Source organism: Streptomyces sp. NPDC007896 (genome assembly GCF_042959425.1).
Lineage (GTDB): Bacteria > Actinomycetota > Actinomycetes > Streptomycetales > Streptomycetaceae > Streptomyces.
Map to the genome: position 1 here is coordinate 176,845 of NZ_JBIBKX010000007.1, position 24,046 is coordinate 200,890.

Genomic DNA, 24,046 nt, shown 5'->3' on the forward strand with positions numbered 1-24,046 from the left:
GACTTCACTGACATCCTGTGTCAGTGAAGTCCAGCCGACTCGTCTCGATCCTCCTGCTGCTCCAGACCCGCGGCCGGATGACCGCCGCCGACCTCGCCGAGGAGCTCGACGTCTCGGTGCGCACGGTCTACCGGGATGTCGAGGCACTGAGCGCGGCGGGCGTCCCGCTGTACGGCGACGCCGGGCACGCCGGCGGCTACCGCCTCCTCGACGGCTACCGCACCCGCCTCACCGGCCTCACGGAGGGGGAGGCCGAGGCCCTCTTCCTCGCCGGCGTCCCCGGTCCCGCCGCCGAGCTGGGCCTCGGCCCGGTCCTGGCCGCCGCTCAGTTGAAGGTCCGTGCCGCCCTCCCGCGCGAGCTGCGCAAGCACGCCGACCGGATCAGCGGCCGCTTCCACCTGGACGCTCCCGGCTGGTACGCGGACGCCGACGACACCCCGTACCTCCCCGTCGTCGCCGACGCCGTCTGGAACGCGCGGGTGCTGAACGTCCTGTACCGCCGCTGGCGCGAGCCCACGGATGTGCGGCGCCGCCTGGAGCCGTACGGCCTGGTCCTGAAGGCGGGCCGCTGGTACGTCGTCGCGGGGCCTGGACCGCGTACGTTCCGCGTCGACCAGATCCTCGAACTAACCTCCACCGACGACGAGTTCAGCCGCCCGGAGACGTTCGACCTGGCCGCGTACTGGACGGCGTACCAACGGGAGTTCCACGACCGCCTGCACCGTGCCGAGGCGGTGATCAGGGTGGCCCCGGGAACCCGACTCACCGGTCCGGTCCGGGCCGCCGAGGTCAACGGCTGTACGGATCAGGATCAGGACGGTTGGACGATTGCCACCGTGCCCATCGAGTCCATCGACCAGGCCCACGACGAATTCCTTCGACTGGGCGCGGCGATCGAGGTGCTGGAGCCCGCCGGACTGCGGGACCGCATCGCGCACACGGTGGCGGCACTGGCCCGCCTGTACGCGTAGCGAGCACTTGCACACAGATGCCTGAGGGCGGCAACTCACCTGTGCACGGTGGCAACTGAGGGAGCAGAAGCAGTCTGTCCTCTCAGGAGGTAACCAACGTGCAGCACCCGCACAGGCAGCACCGCAGACGCGCCATCGGCTCGGCCCTGGTGGCCTCGGCCGCCCTGATCGCCGCCGGGCTCACCGCCCTCGGCACCGGCACCGCGCAGGCGGCCACCGCACGCCAGGTGGAGTTCCTCGACCGGGGTGTCGTCAGCGTTCACACCGACAGCGGCAATCTGGTCAGCTGGCGCTGGCTCGGCACCGACCCGAACGACGTGTCGTTCAACGTCTACCGGGCCGGTGCGCTGGTCAACCCGACGCCGATCACCGGCTCCACGAACTACTTCCACTCGGGTGCGCCCGCCCAGGCCGACTACACGGTCCGCGCGATCGTGAACGGCGTGGAGCAGGGCGACTCGGTGCACGCCGTCCAGTTCCGTACCGGATACAAGGACGTGCCCATCACCCCGCCCGCGGGCGGCACGACTCCCGACGGAGTCGCCTACACCTACGAGGCCAACGACGCCTCCGTCGGCGACCTCGACGGGGACGGCCAACTCGACTTCGTCCTCAAGTGGCAGCCCACCAACGCCAAGGACAACTCCCAGTCCGGCTACACCGGCAACACCATCATCGACGGCATCAAGATCGACGGCACCCGCCTGTGGCGCATCGACCTGGGCAGGAACATCCGCTCGCGCGCGCACTACACACAGTTCCAGGTGTACGACTACGACGGCGATGGCAAGGCCGAGGTCGCCATGAAGACGGCGGACGGGACGACGGACGGCCGGGGCACGGTGATCGGCAGTTCCTCCGCCGACTACCGGAATTCCAGCGGATACGTGCTGTCCGGTCCCGAGTACCTGACCATGTTCAACGGGCAGACGGGCGCCGCCATGGGCACCGTCGACTACGTCCCGGCGCGTGGCACGGTCTCCTCCTGGGGCGACTCGTACGGCAACCGGGTCGACCGTTTCCTCGCGGGAACGGCCTACTTGGACGGCTCCCGGCCCTCCCTCATCATGGCGCGCGGCTACTACACCCGTACCGTCATCGCCGCCTGGGACTGGCGGGGCGGCGCGTTCACCCGGCGCTGGACCTTCGACACCAACTCCTCGACCAACAGCGGCAAGGGCTACGACGGACAGGGCAACCATCAGTTGTCGGTCGCGGACGTCGACGGGGACGGCAAGGACAAGATCGTGTACGGCTCGATGGCCGTGGACGACAACGGCAACGGCCTGTGGACCACCAAGAACGGGCACGGGGACGCCATGCACGTCGGCGACCTCGACCCCTCCCGCCCCGGGCTGGAGGAGTTCAAGGTCGACGAGGACTCCTCGAAACCGGCGTCCTGGATGGCGGACGCCAAGACGGGTGCGATCCTCTGGTCCACGGCGGCCAACGGCGACAACGGCCGGGGCGTGTCCGGGGACATCTGGGCGGGCAGCGCGGGCGCCGAGTCCTGGTCCTCGCACGCCGACGGCGTCCGCAACCCCCAGGGCACGGTGGTGGCGACCCGCAAGCCGGGCAGCGTCAACTTCCTGTCCTGGTGGGACGGCGACCCCGTCCGTGAACTCCTCGACGACACCCACATCGACAAGTACGGCACCGCGTCCGACACCCGCCTGCTGACCGGCTCGGGCGTCCACTCCAACAACGGCACCAAGGCGACCCCGTCGCTGTCCGGCGACATCCTCGGCGACTGGCGCGAGGAGGCCGTCTGGCCGACGACCGACAACACGGCCCTCAGGATCTACTCCACCCCGTACGAGACGACCACAAGGATCACCACCCTCCTCCACGACACCCAGTACCGCACAGCCCTGGCCTGGCAAAATACTGCTTACAACCAGCCCCCGCACCCGAGCTTCTTCATCGGCGACGCAATGCCGACGCCGCCCCGGCCGACGGTGTACGTGCCCTGAACTGCCCGGGCAGCTCCCGCAACTGAACGGAAGGGCGGCTGTTCCGCATCGCGGAACGGCCGTCACACCTTTCACACAACAGGAGGTGACCGCGCCGACCCCGTACCGCCCCTACCAGGCGACGGCGTCGGACCACCTCAGCACCGCTGCTCGTACCGGAGGCCGCCGTACTGTCGGGCGGCGATGTCCTCCCGTGTGCCCACGATCAGGGTCATGGTGAACACCTTGTAGTCGATCGCCTGCCCGGCCATGTGCGCGAAGAGCACGAGATCGCCCTCGTCCGGTGCCATGTCCCTCGAAACTGTCCAGCGCGTCCTCGTCTCCGCCGCCGTCCAGGAACGCGCGGGTCTGCGGGCCCCCGTCCCAGTCGCTGCCCAGGGTCAGTCCCGGCACGGGATACAGGGTGCGTGGTTCATAGACCCTGATCATCGAACTGCCCGCCGAAGGGCACCTGTTGTTCTTCACCGAGATCGAGTACCCGCCGGAGTCGTCCGTGGTGCTCCATGTCCCTGCCGAGCACGCACCACGGAGCGCGCCGCGACATATGAATTCAACGGTGAGGCCACGCAGGGCTGTTCGGCGCCAGCGTCGGCTGGCCGGAGGTGCAACGCCCGAGCTTCGCGTACCCGCAGATTGTGCGTGATCACCACGGTAGAGAGGTGGTTGTCGTCGAGTGAGTCGAGTGAGGGGACGAGCATCCGTGGATGTGTACGAGGCCGTGGACAGTCGCCGGGCGGTGCGGGCGTTCAGCGATGAGCCGGTGTCCAAGGAGGTACTCGAACGAGTGCTGGCCGCGGCGACGCGGGCTCCGTCGAGTGGGAACCTCCAGCCGTGGCATGTGTATGTCGTGACCGGCGAGCCCTTGGCCGAACTGAAGAGGCGCGCGACGGCCAGGGCACTGGCGGGAGACCCGGGGGATGAGCGGGAGTATCCGATGTACCCGGCCGCACTGACCTCGCCCTATCTGGACCGCTTCTCCGCCGCGGCCGCCCAGCGGTACAAGGCGCTGGGAATCGAGCGCGACGACCCGGACAGGCCCATGAAGGTCGCCGCCTTGAACTCGGAGGCGTTCGGGGCGCCGGCCGTACTGTTCTGCTACCTCGACCGGACGATGGGGCCCGGACAGTGGGGGGACGCGGGGATGTACTTGCAGACGGTCATGCTGTTGCTGAGGGCGGAAGGGGTGCACAGCTGCCCCCAGGTGATGTGGACGATGTATCGCAAGACCGTCAGCCAGATCGCCGGAGCGGATGACGGGCTCGTACTGTTCTGCGGTGTCTCGGTGGGATTCGAGAAGGAAGGCGTGCCACGGCTGCGTACCGGCCGGGCGGACATGGCAGAAACGGTGAGCTTCATCGGAGCGTGACTGCCGGAGTGCGAGCCACGGCCGGAGTGCGAGCCACTGGTGGGGCGCGAGCCACTGGTGGGGCGCGTGCCGAGGTCGGCGCGCGCCCCACCCTCTCGGATCAGCTCACCGAGCAGGCCTGATCTCCCAGCTTGAAGGACGTGGGTTTGGTGTTCGTACCCGTCCAGCCGGCCGTGAAGCCGAAGCTGACCGATGAACCCGTCGCCACGTTCGCGTTCCAGGTCAGGTTCTTCGCCGTGACCGTCGTGTCCGACTGGGTGGCGTCGGCGTTCCAGGCCTGGGTGATCTTCTGTCCGTCCGCGAAGGACCAGGCGAGGGACCAGCCGCTCCAGGCGGTGGTGCCGGTGTTGGCGAGCGCCACGTCGGCCTGGAATCCGCCCGACCACTGGTTGGTGATCTTGTACGTCACCGCGCACGCGCCCGTCGGCGGAGGTGTCGGATCAGTGCCGCCGCCCCCGCCACCGGTGTCCGAACTGTCGCCGTAGATGATCCCGCGCCCGTTGGTCGCGATGTACACGCGTCCGTAGATCCGCGGGTCGCCGGTGATGGCTCCGCCGGTCCAACCCCACTGGTGGGCGTCGTCGTTGATGCGGGTCCAGCTCGCGCCCTTGTCCGTCGAGCGGAAGATGCCACGCACCCCGCCGATCTTCGCGCTGGTGTAGAGCGTCTGGTACGAGGCGCCGGTCGCCGCCTTGCCGAAGCCGATGGTGTCGGCCTGGTCGACGTTCGACAGCTTGGTGAAGCTCGCGCCGCCGTCCGTGGAGTGCCACAGCCCGTACGCGCCGTCGCTCGCGCCGCCCGCCAGCCACACGTCGCCCTTCGCGCCGGGCAGCGCCTTGAAGCGCACGCTGTCACCGCTCGGCAGGCCGGTGGCGGCGGAGGCGGTGAATGTGGCGCCGCCGTCCGAACTGACGTAGAACTTGCCGGACTTGAACGCGTAGAAGGTCTTCGGGTCGACCCGGTCCGATTCCACGATCGCGCCGGACGGGATGCCGCCGGACGCCGACCACGACGTACCGAAGCCGGTCGTGTACTGCACACCCGCGCCCGCCGGGCTCCACACGAAGCGGCTGCCGTCGGACGCCGCCGCGACCGTGCCGCCGCCGCTGACGCCCGAAGGGTCGGTGCCCGCGAACCAGTTGGCGCCGTTGTCCGTGGAGAAGGCGATGTGCGGGCCCGAGTCGAGGTTGCCGACGCGCACCACCGTGTTCGGGTTGGTCTCGGCGTAGTCGAGGCTCGTCGTCGTGGTGAGGTTCGGCGAGGTGTACATCATCGACGGCACCTTGGTGAGGTCCGTGTGCCGGAAGCCGCCGATGTCACCGAGGGCGCTGAGGAGGGTGGCTCCGGAGGGGGGAGAGGCGAGGTCGTTGACGGCCGTCTCCTCCAGGCCCTGGACCATGGGCCGAATCGTGAACTGGCCGCCGCTGTCCCAGTTCGTGAGGTTCTCGGTGCCGTAGATCGTCGCGCCCGTTCCGTACATCATCCGTGCGGAGTTGAACGGGTCGATCTCCAACCCCTCGGTCATCCAGCCGAGTTTGGGGGCCTGCTCAGGGGGTGAGGGGTTCGCGTTGAAGGTCAGCCAGGGCACGGACGACACGTCCATCGTGTAGCGGTTCGAGCGGCTGGGGTACGAGGTGTAGTCCCAGGCCTTCGTCCAGGTGCCGCCGCTGTCGGTGGATCGGAAGATCTGGGTGTCGGGCCACCACGAGCTGTACGCCGTGGTCATCACCGTGCCCGGATGCTGCCGGTCGAGGGTCAGTCCGCTGAATCCGTAGTAGGTGTCGGCCTCCGCGACCGGGCTGATGTTCGTCCAGGTCCCGGTCCTGGTCGCGTACCGCCACAGCCGGCCCTTGCCGCCGTCGTACGGGCCGCCCTTGTCGCTGTAGGCCAGGTAGAGGTAGCCGTTCGTGGCGTCGAGGACGCCCTTGTGGGCGAGGTGGCCGGTGGGCTGTCCTGGCAGCCGGGACCAGGTCGCGCCGCCGTCCGTCGAGCGGTAGACCGCGTTGTCCTTGTCGGCGACCCCGACGTAGATCGTCTGCGTGGCGCTTCCGGAGGCGCCCGTCGACTCGTCGAAGGTGACCCAGACGATTCCCTGGTTGTCGGAGGCGTAGCCGCTGGTGTCGGTCGCGTCCTGTACGTAGTTGCCGGCGTTCGGGAAGTTGGTCACCTGTGACCACGTGACACCCGAGTCCGTGGACCGCCACAGACCCTTGCCGCTGGGCGCGCCGAGGTACAGCACGCTGTCGTTGTTGGGGTCGATCGCGAGGCGCTCACCCATGCCCCGGCCCGGCATGTTTCCGCCCAGCTTGAAGGGCAGGTCCGTCTTCTGCCAGCTCGCGCCCCGGTCGGCGGAGCGCAGCACGGCACCGTTGCCGGGGTCCCAGCTGTTCGTGTACGTGCCGACCGCCGCGTACACCTTGTTCGGGGCGACGGAGTCGGACGCGAGACTGACCACCCCGGTGTGGCCCCACTGGTCCCAGCCGATCGAGTCCGTGAGCGGGGTCCAGGTCTTCGTCGACTCCTGCCAGCGGTAGGCGCCGCCGATGTCCGTGCGGGCGTAGACGAGGTTCTTCTCGGAGCGGTTGAAGACGATGCCGGGGACGAAGCCGCCGCCGTCGATCCGCGCGTTCTTCCAGGTGTACGTGTCGGCGGCGAGCGTCGTTGTCGGGGTGCTCGCGGCGAGGGCGGACGGGCTGCCCGCCAGTAAGCCGGCGGCGAGAGCCAGTACGGCGGTGAGGATGCGGGTTCTTCGCACGGTGGGGTCCTCTCTGAAGGAGGGCATGGCTACCGGGCGGCCCCCAGTGCGGGTGGGGGCCGCCCGGCGAGGTGGCCCCGTCGTCAGGTGACGAGACCGCGCACGCGGAGCTTTCAGGCGGTTCCGGAGAAGCGCGGCGAGCTACCGCGCCCCTTCAGGGGCGCGGGGAACCGCGCGACCAGCCACAACCGGCCCGCAGCTCAAGTACCGCCCATCCCGCGGAGCGCCTGGCGGGGACTATTCGAGAAGCTCCGCGTACGAGCCCATGGCCAGGGCGATGTCTGCCTGGGCCCAGAACCGGTGGTACGTGAAGGAGGGCGCGGCTCCGCCCGCCAGATAGGCCTCGATCTTCGACCAGTTCGGGTCGTTCTTGTAGAAGGACCTGAGCGAGGTGAAGGTCGCGGAGGAGTTGATCGTGTCGCCGTTGGGCATCTTGCCGCTCCAGCCGCTCGGGACGTAGACCGTGTCGTCGAAGCGGTTGTAGTCGGCGCGGGTCTCCGGGACCGCGATGCCCAGGCTGTCCTGGTAGTTGCTCCACATGCCGTCGAGGAGTGCCTTCGCCGTCGTCTTCGCTTGGGCGTTGCCGGACTTGGCGGCGTAGTACGACAGGGTCTTGGCGTACGCGGCCGCCACACCCACGTCGTTGGTGTAGTCGGCGACCGTCACGTGAAGTCCGCTGTTGGCGCCGGGACTCGATGCGTTCCAGGCGTCCGGGGCGCCTGACCACTGGAGCGTGGAGGGGATCTGGTAGGTGCCGTCCGGGTTGATCGTGGTCTTGGACAGCGCCCAGGAGACCCACTTGTCGAGGATCGCCTTCGCGCTGGCGTTCCCCGTCTGCTGGTAGTACTCGGCGACCCGCTCCATGGACCAGGCCTGGAAGCCGAACCACTGGTTGGACGGCGGGTCGTGGTACACGGGCTGCTGGTCGTAGTACATGCCGTAGAAGGTCGGCGTCCCGGCCGGCGGGGTCGCGTAACGGCCCGCCCAGCTGTTGGTCGCGCCGCCCGCGATGGCGCCCTCGTTGGACTGCAGCCAGCGGTAGAACTCCAGCTGCCGGGTGAGGGAGGTACCCCAATCGGCCGCACCGGTTGAGGACTTGGGCATCAGATCGGCGTACGAGCTGAGCGCGTACGCGGCCAGCGGGTTCTGATAGCCGCCGTGGACATGGCTGGAGCCGATGCGCCAGGCCCAGCCCGCGGAGGTGTCGTTCGCGCCGCCCCAGGCGTAGTACCAGGAGAGCAGATAGTGCGAGGCGTCCTTGCCGGTGCCGGCCGCGCAGGTCGACGGGCCGACACAGTTGCCGATCTTCTTGAAGTACTTGTCGTACATGGCGTAGCGCAGATAGTCGCCCATCTTCGCCGCCTTGCCGACGGTCGTGGACACATCGCCGCCCTTGCCCTGCGCCTTGGCCCACACGTCGGCCCAGTACGCGGCCTGCACGGCCCGCGCGTCGGCGTCCGGCGCATCGGTGTACTTCCACTGCTTGGCGTACGAGGAGTCCCCGGTGAAGAGGTCCAGGTAGCCGTTCGTGGCGCCGTACTTGAAGGCGTCGCAGGTCGGCTGCGGCACCGTCTCCCACACCGACTCCTGCGCGCCGCGCTGGAAGGTGTTGATGTACGACGGTCCGGTCGCGGTCGGTCCGGCCTCGCACTTGCCGGGCCCGTTGCCGTAGCCGTAGACGTTGTCGACGTCCTGGAGCCAGTGCATGCCGTACACGTCGTCCGTGCCGTACGCGCTCTTCAGTTCGGCCGCGATCGGATCGGAGCCGACGGAGACGCTCGTGTCGAGCTTGGCCGGGTACTCGTTCGGGGTGTCCAGCTCGGGCGCGTACGTGGCCGGCTTCGAGGCGTTGTAGAAGGAGTTCGTCGGCTGGTCGGCGTGGGTGGGGATCATGTACGTCTCCATGGTCGTCCACGCGGCGTTGAACTTGGACCAGTCGCCGGTGACCTTCCCGTACATCGCCTGCAGCCAGATCAGATAGCTGTACGCCTCCGATGTCGTCTCATGACCCTGGTCCGGCGCCTCGACGATCAGCGTCTCCACCGAGTGGTAGGGGATGCCCTCGGGGGAGAAGTAGCCGTTCGCCGGGTTGGTGATCTTGCCGTAGAGGTCCAGGAAGCGCGCGTCGTACGCCTTCGACGCGGCCAGCTCCGTCACGGTGACCGTCGCCTTGGCGTACCCGGTCGCCGAGGCCGTGAAGGTCGCGGCGCCGGTCCCGGAGGCGTCGGCGGTGATGGTGACGTTCTGTGCCGTGTTCCAGTTGGCCGGGGTGAAGGTGAGCGCGGCGCCGCCGGTGACGGACAGTCCCGTAGTGCCGTCCGTACGGGCGGTCGTCACCGTCACGTTCGTGGCCGGCTGTTTCGAAAGCTGCACGGCGAACGTTCCCGACTTGCCCTGCTGGACGCCGAGTTGGGTCGGCGAGGCCACCACGGCGGGACCCGAGGCGACCGTGATGCCGACCGGTGTGGACGCCGCGGAAGCCCCCAGGCTGTCGTACGCCTTGGCCACCAGCGAATGACTGCCGACGGTCAAGCCGGAGGTCGACAGCGTGTAGGGGGAGCTGGTGTCCGTGCCCAGCAGGGTCGCGTCGTCGTAGAACTCGACCTTGCTGATCGTCGCGTTGTCGGCGGCCGCCGCCGTCGCGGCCAGCGGGATCGCGTCGCCCTGCGTGTAGACCGCGCCCGCGGTCGGGCTGGTCAGCACGGTGACCGGCGGCTGGTGGGCGCCGGTGCAGATGGTGCCGTTGATCGTGAAGGAGGCGGGCGCCGTGTTGGTGCCGCTGTAGGTGAACTGCGCGCCGGTGGAGACCGCTGCCCCGGCGGCGATCGTCCCGTTCCAGGAGGCGTTCTTCGCGGTGACCGTCCTGCCGGACTGCGACCAGGTCCCGTTCCAGCCGCTGCTCAGCGTCTGGTTGCCCGCGTAGTCGTACGTCAGGGTCCAGCCGTTGATCGGGTCGGTGCCCCGGTTGGTGAGCGTGAGATCCGCGGTGAAGCCGGAGCCCCAGTCATTGGTCTTGTAGTCGACGCTGCACTGAACTCCTGCCGCCTGAGCGGGAGTTGAGCCATTCGCGAGCATCGTGAGCGGAAGTGCGAGAGCGGCCACCACGGCTGTCCACAGGCTGGGGCGCCCTGGAGGCGATCCAGACAAAGATGCGCGTCTTCTCCTTCTGGAACTGGGGTGCATGTGCTGGTTCCTCCTTGCGGCTCGGAGAAGTGGGGGCGGAGCAGCAACAAGCCTTGAACCAGTGGGAGCGCTCCCATATTGGAGAGGGGGGTCGAAGGGGTCAAGGTGCTTGAAGAGTCGAAATTGTTCGATTGATCAACAGTGCGACGCCTCTGTCCTTTACCGACACTTGGCGCTAACTTCATCCGCACCAGTGGGAGCGGTTCCATCAGTCGACGCGTCCGTCACGACGCGCCCGAGCTGCAAGGAGTCGCTCATGCGACACCCTCCGCGTTCAGGACTTTTAGTGGTCGGCGCCGCGGTCGCCCTCGTGGGCACCGCGATCGCGCCGGTCGTCACGGCTTCGGGAGCCACACCCGCGTGCACGGTGGACTACTCCGTCACGAGCCAGTGGGACACCGGCTTCCAGAGCGCCGTGAAGATCACCAACAACATGGCCGCGCTCAGCGGTTGGAGTCTCACCTTCGACTTCGCGGGCGGTCAGAAGGTCAGCCAGGGCTGGAACGCCAAGTGGTCCCAGTCCGCGACGACGGTCACCGCGGCCAACGAGAGCTGGAACGGCTCGCTGGGCTCAGGGGCCAGCGTCAGCGCCGGGTTCCTCGCCTCGTGGTCGGGGAGCAACGCCGTACCCACGACGTTCAAGCTCAACGGGACGACGTGCAACGTGGACACGGAGCCGTCGCCGACCCCGACGGGCCCGCCGCCCACGACCGGCACCGCGCCCAAGCTGCATGTCTCCGGGAACAAGCTCGTCGACGCCGACGGCACGACGCGGCGGCTGCTCGGCGTCAACCGCTCCGGCGGCGAGTTCATGTGCGTCCAGGGATACGGCATCTTCGACGGCCCGGTCGACGACGCCTCGGTCAAGGCGATCGCCGACTGGAAGGCCAACACGGTCCGCATCCCGCTCAACGAGGAGTGCTGGCTCGGCCTGTCCAACATCAAACCGGAGTACGCGGGCGCCAACTACATCTCCGCGGTCAAGGACCTGGTCGCCAAGGTCGAGGCACACGGGATGACCCCGCTCGTCGAACTGCACTGGAACTACGGGCAGTACACCGGAAACTCGGCGGGCTGCTCCGACGTGCACGCCACCTGCCAGAAGCCGATGCCGGACGCGCAGTACAGCCCGGCGTTCTGGTCCTCGGTCGCCAGTACGTTCAAGGACGACCAGGCCGTCGCCTTCGACCTGTTCAACGAGCCCTACCCGGACCGCGCGACCTCCACCACCGCCCAGGCGTGGGCCTGCTGGAAGGACGGCGGCACCTGCCCGGGCATCGGCTACGAGGTCGCCGGGATGCAGGACCTGGTCGACGCGGTGCGCGGCACCGGTGCCAGGAACCTGATCCTGGCCGGCGGGCTCGCGTACTCCAACGACCTGAGCCAGTGGCTGACGTACAAGCCCAATGATCCGACGGGCAACCTCGTCGCAGCCTTCCACACCTACAACTTCAACACCTGCGCCAGTGAGAGCTGCTGGAACTCGACGCTCGCCCCGGTGGCGGCCCAAGTCCCGCTCGTGGCGGGGGAGATCGGCGAGAACACCTGCTCCCACGGCTTCGTCGACACCGCGATGAAGTGGTTCGACGACCGGGGGCTCTCCTACCTCGGCTGGACCTGGAACACCTGGGACTGCTCCTCCGGTCCCTCCCTCATCTCCAGTTACGACGGCACTCCCACGTCGTACGGAGTCGGGCTGCGTGATCATCTGCGCGCCCTCAACGGATAAACGGTGCGCGCCCACAACGGATGACCGGCGCAGGAATCAGACGCACACCCGCGCAGGAACCCGACGCACACCCGCACAAGAAGTCAACGGACACCCGCACAAGAAGAGATGGGAACCCGCACTCATGAGTCGTACCAAATCCGCGCTCTTAGGGGCGCTCGTCCTGCTCGCCGGCGCCTCGGGCACCGCCGTGGCGGCCGTTCCCGCGGACCCCGCCGGGATCGCCGCCATCCCCTGCACCGTCGACTACAAGGTGCAGAACCAGTGGGACACCGGCTTCACCGCCGCCGTCACGGTCACCAACAACAGCGCCGCCAAGACCTCCTGGGCGGTGAAGTGGGCGTACGCCGGGAACCAGAAGGTGACCTCGGGCTGGAACGCGAAGATCAGCCAGAGCGGCACCGCCGTCACCGCGGCCAACGAGACCTACAACGGGACACTGGCGACCGGCGGTTCGGTCAGCTTCGGCTTCAACGCCTCCTACAGCGGCACCAACGCACTGCCCACCTCCTTCACCCTCGACGGGGTGACCTGCAACGTCGACGACGGCAGCGGCGGGGGAGGCGGGGGAGGGGGCAGTGACCCCTCCGGGAGAGTCGACAACCCGTACGCCGGTGCCAAGGTGTACGTGAACCCGGAGTGGTCCGCGAAGGCGGCGGCGGAGACCGGCGGCAGCCGGATCTCCAACCAGCCCACCGGCGTCTGGCTCGACCGGATCGCCGCGATCAACGGGGCGAGCGGCAGCATGGGCCTGCGCGCCCACCTCGACGCGGCCCTCGCGCAGAAGGGCAGCGGCGAAGAGGTCGTCCAGCTGGTCGTCTACGATCTGCCCGGACGTGACTGCGCGGCCCTCGCCTCCAACGGAGAGCTCGGCCCGACGGAGATCGACAAGTACAAGACGCAGTTCATCGACCCGATCGCGGCGATCCTCGCGGACAGCAAGTACGCCTCGCTGCGGATCGTCACGACCATCGAGATCGACTCGCTGCCGAACCTCGTCACCAACACCGGCAGCCGGGCCACCGCCACCCCGCAGTGCGACACCATGCTCGCCAACGGCAACTACGTGAAGGGCGTGGGCTACGCGCTCGCCAAGCTCGGCGCGATCCCCAACGTCTACAACTACCTGGACGCCGGCCACCACGGCTGGATCGGCTGGGACGACAACTTCGCCCCGTCCGCCACCCTGTTCAAGCAGGCGGCCACCAGTGAGGGCGCCACGGTCGACGACGTCGCCGGGTTCATCACCAACACGGCGAACTACAGCGCCCTCAAGGAGAACAACTTCACCATCAACGACACGGTGAACGGCACCTCCGTCCGCCTGTCCAAGTGGGTCGACTACAACCGGTACGTCGACGAGCTGTCCTTCGCCCAGGCCTTCCGCAACCAGCTCGTGTCGGTCGGCTTCAACTCCGGCATCGGCATGCTGATCGACACCTCCAGGAACGGCTGGGGCGGAACCGCCCGGCCCACCGGTCCCGGCGCGACGACCAGCGTCGACACCTACGTCGACGGCGGGCGCTACGACCGCCGTATCCACGTCGGGAACTGGTGCAACCAGGCCGGTGCCGGTCTCGGCGAGCGCCCGCAGGCCTCCCCGGCCACCGGGATCGACGCCTATGTGTGGATGAAGCCCCCGGGTGAGTCCGACGGCTCCAGCTCCGCCATCGCCAACGACGAGGGCAAGGGCTTCGACCGGATGTGCGACCCGACCTACACGGGCAACCCCCGGAACAACAACAACATGTCCGGCGCGCTGCCGAACGCCCCGCTGTCGGGGCACTGGTTCTCGGCGCAGTTCCAGCAGCTGATGACGAACGCGTATCCGCCGCTGTAGGGCGCCCGACCTGGTGATCCGCCGGGGGTCAGGCCTCCTGGGCCAGCCCCCGGCGGATCGCGAACTCCACCGCCGAGTAGTCGCCGTCCGCCCGCTCCAGCTCGTAGGGCACCGCCGGATACAGCGGCGGCTGCGCCATGAAACGCGGGCGCCTGCCGTGGTGCGGCTGCGCCGCGTGCACCAGGAACGGGTGGCAGAGAAATACGTCGCCGGGGCGGCCGGTGGCGTGGGCGAGCGGGCGGTGCGCGGAGGCCTCGGCCACCTTCGGACCGAGTTCGAGGAACGAGGCCCCCGCCTCGCCGTACGGCTCCAGGACCGGGGGCACATCGAGGTGCGAGCCCACCCTGATACGGGTCGGGGCGTCGGCCTCGGTCACCTCGCTGAACAGGAAGAGCATCAGCAGGGCCCGGCCCCGCGAGCGGAGATTGGAGTGGTAGAGCGCCTCACCGTCGGGGAGGTAACTGCCTTCGATGTGCCAGCCCGCGTCGTCCGGCTCCTCCGTGTGCGGGAACCGCAGCGGGAAGCTGCCCAGCGCATAACACGGCTCCCAGCGTCTCTCGCCGACCAGCAGATCGAAGGCCTGGTGCAGAGCGGGGGAGTTGGCCGCGGCGGCGAACGGGCCCTGCGCCATGCCGCTCACCCAGCGCACGGGGTCCTTCCAGGTGCCGGGGTCGTCCGGGTCGTACCCCGTCTCCTTCCACAGCAGCCGGGCGCAGCTCTCGGCGACGCGCGGCGGGAAGGCGCCCTCGATCTTCACGAACCCGTCCTCGAGGAACCGCTCCACCATCTCGTCGTCCATGGGGCCATGCTGGGGGACGGACCGCTTCGGACGCATCAGGTTTTCCGACCGCCGTTTTTGCTGTTCGCGCAACATCGTTGGCCGTCTCCGGGAGCCGAGGAGCACGCTGTGTACGCACCCGGACGAGAGGCGGACCACCATGGCGCACGACCACCACCACCACGACCAAGAGAACGCCCAGCACGCCCACGACCACACCCACATGGACTTCGCCGAGATGATTCCCATGCTGGAGCAGGAGGCGGAGCTCTTCCGCCCCCAGTACACCGAGGCGGCGGGCTGGTTGCGGGATCAGCGGACCGGGACCGGGCTGATCGTGGACGCGGGCAGCGGCCCCGGTGTCATCTCCTGTTTCCTCGCGGACGCCTTCCCCGCGGCGCGGGTCGTGGCCGTGGACGAGGTGGAACCCCTGCTGGAGCGGGCCCGCGCCCGCGCCGACCGGCTCGGCGTCGGCGACCGCTTCAGCACCCTGCGGGCCGAACTCGGCGGCGGACTCGATGAGTTGGAGTATCCGGCCGACCTTCTGTGGGCGAGCAGGTCCCTGCATCACGTGGGCGACCAGCGCGCCGCGCTCGCCGGTTTCGCGCGCGCCCTCGCGCCCGGCGGCACCCTCGCCCTCATGGAAGGCGGCCTGCCCATGCGCTACTTCCCGCGCGAGATCGGCATCGGCCGTCCCGGCCTTCAGTCCCGTGTCGACGCGGTCCACGACGAATGGTTCGGCCGGATGCGGGACGAGCTGCCCGGAGCGGTGCGAGAGACGGAGGACTGGCCCGCCCTGATGACCGCCGTCGGCCTGCGCCACACGGCGACCCGTACCTTCCTCGTCGACCTCCCCGCCCCGGTCTCGGACGCGACGCGCGCCTTCGTCGTCACCTCCCTCACCCACCGCCGCGACGCCCTCGCCCCCGGCCTCGACGCGGACGACCTCGCCGTCCTCGACCGTCTCCTCGACCCGGACGACAAGGCGAGCGTGTACCACCGGCCGGACGTCTTCCTGCTGACGGCGCACACCCTGTACGTCGCGGTGAAGCCGGAGTAGTTCCGGCCGGTCAGCACGTGCCCGGGCGCGCGTACACGGTGACCCGGGCGCCCTGGACCCGGCGCGTGCCGCACTTCTCGAAGTACGTGGCCAGGACCCGCCGTTTGACGATCTCCCCCGGGGTCGCGTCGAGCGGCTGCCCCGCGGGATCGCTCACGGCGACGACACGGGTCGCCGTGAGCATGCGGGCGCGGATGACCGGTGCCGGAGCCTCGCTGCCGTACAGCGTGTGCGAGGCGGCGGGTGCGCGGTCGAGGGCCAGATCGCGCAGCCCGCGCACGGATCCGGGGTCGGGCAGGGACCACACCCGGCGCCGCGCCGGCAGATAGAGGACCCCGTCACCCGGCGCACCGGCCTCGGCGACGGCGCGGGCGATCGCGCCCACGTCGTCGACCCGGCTCTGCGGTGTACGCAGCTGCAGGGTGACGGGGAGCAGCGCGAGAACGGCAATGCCCGCGCAGGTCAGTGCCGCCGTGCGGGTCCGCCGGGCCCGGGTGAGCCGGTCCAGCGCCGCGCCGGTCAGCAGGGCGGTGCCGCTCTGGCCGTAGAGCACATAGCGGTCCACGTACAGGGGTGTGACCAGCGAGACCAGCAGGAGCAGCAGGGCGGGCAGGACGAGGAGCCCGAGTGCGAGGACGGGCAGCCGCACGCCCCGGAGCACGCGCGAAGTGGTGTTCGGGCACATCGCCGCGCAGACCAGGGCGACGGCGGCCGTTCCCGCGAACCCCGCGAGCGCTTCGGCGTCCGGTCTGCCGATCCACGACACCTGATCCGACTGCCGCGTACTCAGGACGACGAGCGGCGCCACCGTGCCGAGGACCACCGCCGCCGCCCCGGCCCAGGCCCGGCGGGCGGCGCGTGGCACGGCGACCGCGTGCGCGGTGAGCGCCAGTACGGCGAACTCGTGCAGCAGCCCGGCCGCCACCAGCACCGCACCGTAGGCGACCCAGGTCCGGCCGTCCCGGCTCGCCACCGCCCGCACCAGCAGATACGTCGCCCACACGACCAGCGCGCACACGATGGCGTACGACCGGCCCTCCTGCGCGTACCGCTGGACCTGTGGCAGCAGCGCGAAGACGGCCCCCGCGAGGAGCCCCGCGCGGGGACCGGCCAGCCGGCGTCCCAGGAGGGCCAGCGTTCCCGTCGCCGCGGTCGTGGCGAGGACCGACGGGAGCCGGAGCACCAGGAGCGGGTCGAGCCCGCCGGTGACCTCGAACAGCAGGTGCATGAGCAGGTAGTAGAGGCCGTGCACGGCGTCGGCACCGGCGAGCGTGGACCACAGGTCGGGCAGGGACCGCCGTGCCATGTCGTAGGTCACCGCCTCGTCCCGCCACATGGTGCCGCCGCGCCGTACGCCCCACAGTCCGAGGGTGAGCGAGAGCAGGGCGGGGGCGCACACTGCCAGTGGGGTGCGCGGGGCGGGCGACGGCAACCGTGCGGGGGCGAGCGGTGGTCTGGAAGTGTGTGTGGTGGCGATGGCTGACTCCGGCGCGTGGTCGATGCCTCGCGGTCCCCTCCGACGGGGCCCCGAGGACGTGCACCGCCGAGTCCAGCCGCCGGACGGTTGATGGGCAGCCCCGTCGCGGGGCACCTATCAATGCGGGTGGGGAGCGGTGCCGACGGATCGGGCCGCCGCGGACGGGGGGAGTCACCGGTGGGACGCCGAGAGAAGCCGTTGGACCCGGCGCAGGGCGCGGTGGCGCGGTTCGCCTTCGAGCTGCGGGGGCTCCGCGACGAGGCGGGCGCCCCGACGTATCGCGCGATGGCCCGCCGGGCGGGCTACTCGGGGCCCACACTGTCCGCCGCGGCGGCGGGCGAGAAACTGCCGACTCTGCCGGTGCTCCTGGCGTACGTCGGCGCGTGCGGAGGGGACAGCTCCATGTGGGAGCGGCGCTGGCGCGCGGTGCTCGCGGACGAGGCGGGCACGCCCGCCCCGGACGACGCCGAGGGCCCCTACCCGGGACTCGCCCGGTTCGAGCCCGCGGACCGGGACCGCTTCCATGGCCGCGACGACCTGATCGCCGAACTGCTGCGACTCGTCGGCCGCAGACGGGTGTCGGCCGTCGTCGGCGCGTCGGGCAGCGGCAAGTCGTCCCTCTTACGGGCGGGGCTGATACCGGCGCTGCGCACGGCGGCCGATGCGAGGGAAGCGGAGCAGGCCGCCGCGGTGCGGACGCGCGCGTCGCTTCCCGGCCGACGCAGGTCCCCCGTGGCCGTATTCGGGACCACGGCCACCGAGCCCACTCCGCCCGACTCCCACTCCCAGCTGTCCGCCACTCACCCTCCGGCCCCCGCCGCCATCCGCATCCTCACCCCCGGCGCCCACCCGGCCCGCACCCATGGCGCGCTGTTCGTCCCGTACGACGCGCCCGGCGACACCCTGCTCGTCATCGACCAGTTCGAGGAGCTCTTCGCGCTCTGCGCCGACCCCGGTGAACGGGCCCTGTTCATCGAGCGGTTGCTCACGGCGCTGGACCCGGACAGCGGACTCCGCGTGATCATCGGGGTCCGCGCCGACTTCTACGGGCGGTGCGCCGAACACGGCCCGCTCGCCGAGGCGCTGCGGGACTCCACCCTGCTCGTCGGGCCGATGACCCCGCAGCGGCTGCGCGAGGCGGTCGTCCGGCCGGCCGTCGCGCAACGGGTCGTCGTCGAACGCGCCCTCACCGCACGCATCGTGGCGGACGTGGCCGACGAACCGGGCGGTCTGCCCCTGATGGCCCACGCGCTGCGCGAGATCTGGCGGCGCCGCAGCGCCCGCACCCTCTCGCTGGCCACGTACGAGGCGATCGGCGGCGTCCAGGGCGCCGTCGCGCACACCGCCGAGGAGGTGTACGCGCGCTGCACCCCCGTCGAGGCGGCCGCGGTACGGGCGCTGCTGCTGCGGCTGGTGAACCCCGGTGACGGGGCCGAGGACACCCGGCGGCCCGTCCATCGTGACGAACTGGGGGATGCCGACACCACCGCGCGGGTGCTCGAACAGCTGGTGGGAGCACGCCTGTTGACGGTCGACGGCGACACCGTCGACCTCGCGCACGAGGCCCTGATCAGTGCCTGGCCCCGGCTGCGCGGCTGGGTGGACGAGGACCGCGAACGGCTGCGGCTGCATCGCAGGCTCACCGAGGCGGCGCGCACCTGGCAGCAGCTGGACCGGGACGCCGGGGCCCTTTACCGCGGGCTGCGCCTGACGGCGGCGCGGGAGGAATTCGGCTCTGGACAGGGCGAGTTGAGCCCGCTGGAGAGGGAATTCCTGGCCGGGAGCGTGACGGCGTACGAGTCGGGTCGTCGTGCCGCTGCCCGCGCGGCCCGGCGTCTGCGGAGTCTGACCGTCTCGCTCGCCGTGCTGCTCTGCCTCGCCGTCGTGGCCGGAGTGGCCGCCTGGCGGCAGAGCGGGGTCAGCGCACGGCAGCGGGACGAGGCGGAGGCCCGTCGGGTCGCTGCCTTCGCGGACACGCTCCGGCCGACGGATCCGCGCACGGCGATGCGTCTCGCGCTCGCGGCCTGGCGGACCGCGGACCTGCCCGAGACCCGCGAGGCGGTCCGGACGGCCGCCGCCCAGAGCGGCCAGGCCGCCTTCACCCAACCCGCACAGGTCCGCGCCCTCAACGCACCGTACTGGCTCAGCTCGGACGGCCGGATCCTCACAACGGTCGTACGGGACAAGGCTGTTCAGTGGGATGTACGCCGTCAGCGGCAACTGCGTGAGGTCGCGCTGCCCGGCCTCTCGGAGGGGATCACCGACGTCAGCGCCGACGCACGCTGGATCGCGTACCGAGGCCGCGACGGCGCGACGGTCAGGAATCTGGCCAACGGCGCGAGCCACCGCATCGCGACGGGACCCTGGACCGACACGGACGGGGCGTTCGGGCCGAGCGGACGCACCTTCGTCGTACGGCGCGAGGGGCGCGAGGCCGGAGCCGAGCGTGCCACGGTCGAGGTGTGGGACGTACGACGGGAGCGGGTCCTCTTCCGGTATCCAGGGGGCGATCCGGACGGACCGCTGCCGGTACTGAGCCCGAACGACCGGTTCCTGGCCTGGTGCACCCACGACGGTGAACAACTGCGCGTCTGGGACGTCGTCGAACGGCGCCGGGTCGCGAGCGATCCGCCCGCGCGGACGCAGCGGCTGCTGTGCCGGTCGGACCAGTTGACCTTCACCCCCGACAACCGCGCGCTGGCCGCGGGAACCACGGACGGCGTCGTCACCTGGGACTTCCATGCCGACCGGGCACGTCCCCTGCTGCCGATGCCCGGCAAGGGCGTCAACGCGGTGGAGTTCGACCCCACGGGCGCCTACGTCCTCAGCTGGGGTTCGGCCGGCCTGGCCCTGTGGCGTACGGACGGCCCGGCCCCGGCGGACGGCGGGCCGCGTCGGCCGGTCGTCACGTTCCGCGTCGAGACGCCCGCCGTCACCGACATCCGGCTCGACCCGCGTCAGGGCGTGTTGCGCTACCGCGAAGGCTCCCAGGCAGGAGTCGTACGCACCCTCTCGCTGCACGGGCTCATCAGCCCGGCGTGGCGGAAGAAGGCGCGGACCGAGGCCGCGTTCGACGCCGACGGGAAGCCGGCCGCATCCGCGCCACGGTATGGAGCCCGTGCCGTCGCCGCCGACGGCACCGTGCACACCGCCGTCAACACCCGCGACGGGATCCGCGTCACACAACAGGGCCCGCACCCCGGCTCCCGCACCATCGGAACGCGGACCGAGGACGCCATCGCGATCGACCCGGCAGGGCGCACGGTCGTGACCGCCGAAGGGGCCCTGATCGACGTCGGGACGGGCAGGCGCAGGAGGGGGTTCGAGGGTGAGGATCTCCTGCGCACCGCGGTCTTCAGCCCCGACGGACGCTTCTTGGCCGCCGCCGACACCCAGGGGCGCCTCACTGTGTGGGACGCGGGCGGGCAGCACCGGATCGCCGTCCTGGCAGCCGCCGACTCCACCGTCGAGCGGGCCGCCCTGGCTTTCTCGGCCGACGGTTCGCTGCTGGCGTCGAGCCGGGCCGACGGCTCGGTTCGCGTGTGGGAGACGGCCTCCCCGCGACTGGCGGGAGCGACCCTGCCGACCGGTGACGGACCCGTCCTCGCGATCGAATTCACCCCGGATGGTGGGGAGTTGCGCATAGCGACGGCCCATCTGCCCTGGCGCTCGGCGCCGTTGACGCCGGGCCGCGCGGCGGACGATGTGTGCGCCCGCGCGGGGGGCGGGGCCACCCGGACCGAGTGGCGCAGATATCTGCCGGACGTGCCCTACCGGCAGACGTGTTGAGGGAGGTCGGCGGCTCTGCCCTTGACTTCGAGAGAGCTCCAAGTGGTGTACCCCCGCTGGTCTTCACACACATACGGGGGTATCCATGACCGACTCACCTGTCGCACTCATCACCGGTGGCGATGGGGGTACCCCCCGCTCGAGCGAAGCCGAGAGCTTGGGGGAGGTATCGGCGCCGCGGTCGCTCGGCGACTGCTCGATGCCGGCCACCGGGTCACGGTCACCGGCCGCCGTGAGGAGCGGCTTCGTGCCTTTGCCGAGGAACTGGGGCGTCCCGAGGGGCTGTTGACGGTCGTCGGGCACGCGGCCGAGTACGACCAGGTGCGCGCCGCGGTCGAGCTGACGCTCAAGGAGTTCGGCCGCGATCAGCAGCGCGGGACCGAGCACATTGGTCAGCACCATCTCGGGCCAGAGTGTGGCGGGCCACGTCCACGGTCCCGGCAACTTCTACGGGGCCACCAAGTGGGCCGTGACCGGGCTCGCCGAGAACGCCCGTCGCGAGGTGACCGAGTTCGGTGTCGGCGTGACCCTGATCTGGCCGGGCCGGGTGGAGACCCCGTTCTGGGACAGCAACGGGAGCCTGCCACCCGGTCATCTGCTGACGGCGGACCAGCTCGCCGAGTCGATCGTCTGGGCGATCGGACAGCCTTCGGGCGTCGATGTGAACACCGTGGTGGGTATGTCCGATCGGCCAGCCCGACTGACGTCTGACCCGCGGGCGCCTCAGTTGTCGCGGAAGCCTCAGTTGTTCTGCAGGAACTGCTTCGCCAACGAGTCCCCGAGCGACACCGCCGCGCTGTGACTCTCGATCGGCGACACCTGGGAGTTCTTGAACAGGATGTATGTCACCCCGGAGTCGGCCCCGCCCGTCGCAGGGTCGGGGTCGATCCCGAGGGCCTTCGCCGTGGCGTACGACGCCTCACCGATGATCTTCGTGGGCCCGGTGTCGCCGACCACCGCGTACTCGACCTTGTTGTTGTAGATCACGGCGACGACACCGCCGCCCTTGATGCCGTAACTCGTGTACTTCCAGATGCTGCTGGTGCTGGGCACGACCACATACGGCAGTGACTCGGCGCGCAGCGGCTTCCCGTCGGACTGGTGGAACGCCGTGTCGTCCTGGAACCAGGGGTCGGCGTCGCCATTGCACTTGCTGGTGACCTGACCGTCGCAGTCGATGTCCATGTCGGCCTTCCAGAACACCGCGCCGTTCTTGCCGCACACGGGGATGGTGGCCGAGGTCTCGTCGTCGGTCTTGTACTTGCCGCTCGAAATCTGCGAACAGGACGTCACTTTGGCGAGCAGGTCGGCCGCGCTGACCGAACCCTCCTGGGCGGAACGGGGGGTGACGGAGCCCGACGCGCTGGCCGGGAGTGCCGCGGTGGCGAGGAGCGCGGCGCCGGCGACGGCCGCGAGGGTCAGTGTTCGAGAGCGCACTGTGGGGGACCCTTCTGTTAGGAAAGTTTCCTTACCGGGTTGCGGTACAAGGTGGCCCTGCTTGCATGACCGCGTCAAGCCCTCCAGCGGAGTTGGTCCGGTCCAGGAGCTGAAACCGGCGTGGAGGGGGCGCTGATGCGCGTCGATGTGTGCGCGGGAGAACGTCGCCGGCCCGGACACGCGGTGCGCGTCCGGGCCGGCGACGGGGTCGGGGCGGGTCAGCCCATGGGGATCAGGCTCAGCCCATGTCGAACGTCGCCGGGTCGGGACCCAGGCGACGGTCCTCGTTCAGCGCGCTGATCGCCGCGATGTCCTCGGTGTCGAGCGAGAAGTCGAAGACGTCGATGTTCTCCTTGATCCGGGACGGGGTCACGGACTTGGGGATCACGACATTGCCCAGCTGGATGTGCCAGCGCAGCACGATCTGGGCCGGAGTGCGGTTGTGCTTCTGGGCGATGGCGACGATCGCCGGGACCTCCAGCAGGCCCTTGCCCGAACCGAGCGGGGACCAGGCCTCGGTGGCGATGCCCTGCTCCGCGTGGTACTCGCGGGCCGCGTGCTGCTGGAGGTGCGGGTGCAGCTCGATCTGGTTGACGGCCGGGATGACGGACGTCGCCTCGATCAGCTTCTCCACGTACTCCGGGTAGAAGTTGGAGACTCCGATGGCCTTGACCCGGCCGTCAGAGTAGAGCTTCTCGAAGGCCTTGTACGTGTCGATGTACTTGCCCCGGGACGGCAGCGGCCAGTGGATCAGATACAGGTCGAGGTAGTCCAGGCCGAGCTTCTCCAGGGAGGTGTCGAACGCGCGCAGCGTCGAGTCGTACCCCTGGTCGCTGTTCCAGAGCTTGGTGGTGACGAAGAGGTCCTCGCGGGGGATGCCGGAGGTGGCGATGGCCTTGCCCGTGCCCTCCTCGTTGCCGTAGATCGCCGCGGTGTCGATGCTGCGGTATCCGGACTCCAGCGCCGTGGCGACGGCCTGCTCCGCCTCGTCGTCCGGGACCTGCCAGACACCGAAGCCCAGCTGCGGCATCTCGACGCCGTTGTTCAGGATGATCGGGGGGACCTTGCTCACGAGCTCTCGATCCTTAAGTCGTCGGATGGTACTCCCATGGTCAACGATCACCGGCCGTTATGCATTCCTGACCGGCGGATTCGCCGTGGATTCCTGGTGAGGGTCGGAGATTGGCCAAAAATGGATCCGACCTTATCGGTCCGGACCATTGACCGGGTTCCGTCATCCGACCACTCTGTAGGGCGTCACCGAACGGGTTCATGAACCCGGTGCATGCATGTGAACACCAGCACCTGTCTGGGCTCTACACCCCCCACCCATCAGGAAAGCAGGTATGCGCACATGAACAAGAGCGCCCTCGAAGGTCGCCGCGCGGAGCAGGTCATTCGGGAAACATCGGAGGAAAGGGTCTGGGAGACCCCTGGGTATCTGGTCGTCGAGACCGCCCTCGAGGTCACCGCGTACGCGCTCGGCGACCGCCTGGGCCCGGTGGCCGAACGGGCGCCGGCCGGGCGACACCTGGCACGTACCGCGTAGGGCCTGTCCGGGGGATCATGCCGCAGACACGGGGCTTGGCACACCCTCCCCCAAGCTCTTCGAGCAGGGGCTGCCCCCAGCGGCGTTGTCGTCGGTCGCCGACTCCCCCGAGCTCTCGGCTTCGCACGAGCAGGGGGAC

At 69.9% G+C, this 24,046-nt stretch carries 14 protein-coding genes and 2 pseudogenes; 9 read left to right on the plus strand and 7 right to left on the minus strand.

All coding sequences use genetic code 11. The features are described from left to right. Positions 1–23 precede the first annotated feature (23 nt). Together ACFZDJ_RS23555 and ACFZDJ_RS23560 are read left to right on the plus strand one after the other, a co-directional pair. A complete protein-coding gene (locus ACFZDJ_RS23555) occupies positions 24–971 on the plus strand; it encodes a WYL domain-containing protein (protein ID WP_391061158.1) in 948 nt (315 codons plus the stop codon). A 98-nt stretch (positions 972–1,069) separates the two neighbouring features. Next, complete coding sequence (locus tag ACFZDJ_RS23560; protein ID WP_391061159.1) at positions 1,070–2,944, plus strand: rhamnogalacturonan lyase; 1,875 nt, start codon at positions 1,070–1,072, stop codon at positions 2,942–2,944. A gap of 137 nt (positions 2,945–3,081) precedes the next feature. Here ACFZDJ_RS23560 and ACFZDJ_RS23565 read toward each other — a convergent pair whose 3' ends face one another. Beyond that, positions 3,082–3,234: a hypothetical protein gene (locus ACFZDJ_RS23565; RefSeq protein ID WP_391061161.1), complete on the minus strand. Its 153-nt coding sequence runs from the start codon at positions 3,232–3,234 to the stop codon at positions 3,082–3,084. 410 nt (positions 3,235–3,644) lie between these two features. Between ACFZDJ_RS23565 and ACFZDJ_RS23570 the strand changes: the two genes are divergently transcribed. Then, positions 3,645–4,310 carry a nitroreductase family protein gene (locus ACFZDJ_RS23570; protein WP_390929741.1) on the plus strand — a complete coding sequence of 222 codons (666 nt, stop codon included), beginning with the start codon at positions 3,645–3,647 and terminating at the stop codon, positions 4,308–4,310. A 100-nt stretch (positions 4,311–4,410) separates the two neighbouring features. On the opposite strand, the gene ACFZDJ_RS23575 is transcribed toward ACFZDJ_RS23570, so the two are convergent. Together ACFZDJ_RS23575 and ACFZDJ_RS23580 are read right to left on the minus strand one after the other, a co-directional pair. Continuing rightward, on the minus strand, positions 4,411–7,065 hold the full coding sequence (locus tag ACFZDJ_RS23575; RefSeq protein WP_391061163.1) for a cellulose binding domain-containing protein: 2,655 nt from the start codon (positions 7,063–7,065) through the stop codon (positions 4,411–4,413). Between the two features lie 237 nt (positions 7,066–7,302). Next, positions 7,303–10,248 (minus strand): glycoside hydrolase family 48 protein, encoded by a 2,946-nt coding sequence (locus ACFZDJ_RS23580; protein WP_391061165.1) that lies wholly within the window; start codon positions 10,246–10,248, stop codon positions 7,303–7,305. Between the two features lie 256 nt (positions 10,249–10,504). Between ACFZDJ_RS23580 and ACFZDJ_RS23585 the strand changes: the two genes are divergently transcribed. Next, entirely contained in the window at positions 10,505–11,977 is a 1,473-nt protein-coding gene (locus ACFZDJ_RS23585; RefSeq protein WP_391061167.1) for a cellulase family glycosylhydrolase, read from the plus strand. A 124-nt stretch (positions 11,978–12,101) separates the two neighbouring features. Then, positions 12,102–13,817: a glycoside hydrolase family 6 protein gene (locus tag ACFZDJ_RS23590; RefSeq protein WP_391061169.1), complete on the plus strand. Its 1,716-nt coding sequence runs from the start codon at positions 12,102–12,104 to the stop codon at positions 13,815–13,817. 28 nt (positions 13,818–13,845) lie between these two features. Here the strand turns inward: ACFZDJ_RS23590 and ACFZDJ_RS23595 are convergent, their stop codons facing one another. Continuing rightward, positions 13,846–14,616: a phytanoyl-CoA dioxygenase family protein gene (locus tag ACFZDJ_RS23595; protein WP_391061171.1), complete on the minus strand. Its 771-nt coding sequence runs from the start codon at positions 14,614–14,616 to the stop codon at positions 13,846–13,848. Positions 14,617–14,755: 139 nt separating this feature from the next. On the opposite strand from ACFZDJ_RS23595, the gene ACFZDJ_RS23600 reads away from it, so the two are divergent. Further along, positions 14,756–15,655 carry a methyltransferase domain-containing protein gene (locus tag ACFZDJ_RS23600; protein WP_391061173.1) on the plus strand — a complete coding sequence of 300 codons (900 nt, stop codon included), beginning with the start codon at positions 14,756–14,758 and terminating at the stop codon, positions 15,653–15,655. 10 nt (positions 15,656–15,665) lie between these two features. On the opposite strand, the gene ACFZDJ_RS23605 is transcribed toward ACFZDJ_RS23600, so the two are convergent. Beyond that, the gene (locus ACFZDJ_RS23605) at positions 15,666–17,054 is read right to left on the minus strand and encodes a glycosyltransferase family 39 protein (protein ID WP_391061175.1); all 1,389 of its coding nucleotides are present in this window, start codon (positions 17,052–17,054) and stop codon (positions 15,666–15,668) included. A 255-nt stretch (positions 17,055–17,309) separates the two neighbouring features. Here ACFZDJ_RS23605 and ACFZDJ_RS23610 point away from each other — a divergent pair, with 255 nt between their 5' ends. Further along, positions 17,310–20,921: a WD40 repeat domain-containing protein gene (locus tag ACFZDJ_RS23610; RefSeq protein WP_391061177.1), complete on the plus strand. Its 3,612-nt coding sequence runs from the start codon at positions 17,310–17,312 to the stop codon at positions 20,919–20,921. An 85-nt stretch (positions 20,922–21,006) separates the two neighbouring features. After that, positions 21,007–21,625 (plus strand): annotated as a pseudogene (locus ACFZDJ_RS23615) (SDR family oxidoreductase). A gap of 37 nt (positions 21,626–21,662) precedes the next feature. Here the strand turns inward: ACFZDJ_RS23615 and ACFZDJ_RS23620 are convergent. Beyond that, on the minus strand, positions 21,663–22,358 hold the full coding sequence (locus ACFZDJ_RS23620) for a glycoside hydrolase family 75 protein (protein ID WP_168497499.1): 696 nt from the start codon (positions 22,356–22,358) through the stop codon (positions 21,663–21,665). A gap of 238 nt (positions 22,359–22,596) precedes the next feature. Further along, positions 22,597–23,388, minus strand: coding sequence for an aldo/keto reductase (locus ACFZDJ_RS23625; RefSeq protein ID WP_390929997.1), 792 nt, complete (start codon positions 23,386–23,388; stop codon positions 22,597–22,599). Positions 23,389–23,754: 366 nt separating this feature from the next. Between ACFZDJ_RS23625 and pqqA the strand changes: the two are divergent. Next, a pseudogene (gene pqqA, locus ACFZDJ_RS23630) lies at positions 23,755–23,850 on the plus strand (pyrroloquinoline quinone precursor peptide PqqA); the annotation flags it as partial. Positions 23,851–24,046 lie beyond the last annotated feature (196 nt).

What these genes read in the sequence shown, in the direction of transcription:
- ACFZDJ_RS23565 (WP_391061161.1), bottom strand. Translation starts at nt 3,234, where the DNA reads ATGGCACCGGACGAGGGCGATCTCGTGCTCTTCGCGCACATGGCCGGG.
- ACFZDJ_RS23580 (WP_391061165.1), bottom strand. Translation starts at nt 10,248, where the DNA reads ATGCACCCCAGTTCCAGAAGGAGAAGACGCGCATCTTTGTCTGGATCG.
- ACFZDJ_RS23585 (WP_391061167.1), top strand. Translation starts at nt 10,505, where the DNA reads ATGCGACACCCTCCGCGTTCAGGACTTTTAGTGGTCGGCGCCGCGGTC.
- ACFZDJ_RS23590 (WP_391061169.1), top strand. Translation starts at nt 12,102, where the DNA reads ATGAGTCGTACCAAATCCGCGCTCTTAGGGGCGCTCGTCCTGCTCGCC.
- ACFZDJ_RS23595 (WP_391061171.1), bottom strand. Translation starts at nt 14,616, where the DNA reads ATGGACGACGAGATGGTGGAGCGGTTCCTCGAGGACGGGTTCGTGAAG.
- ACFZDJ_RS23600 (WP_391061173.1), top strand. Translation starts at nt 14,756, where the DNA reads ATGGCGCACGACCACCACCACCACGACCAAGAGAACGCCCAGCACGCC.
- ACFZDJ_RS23625 (WP_390929997.1), bottom strand. Translation starts at nt 23,388, where the DNA reads ATGCCGCAGCTGGGCTTCGGTGTCTGGCAGGTCCCGGACGACGAGGCG.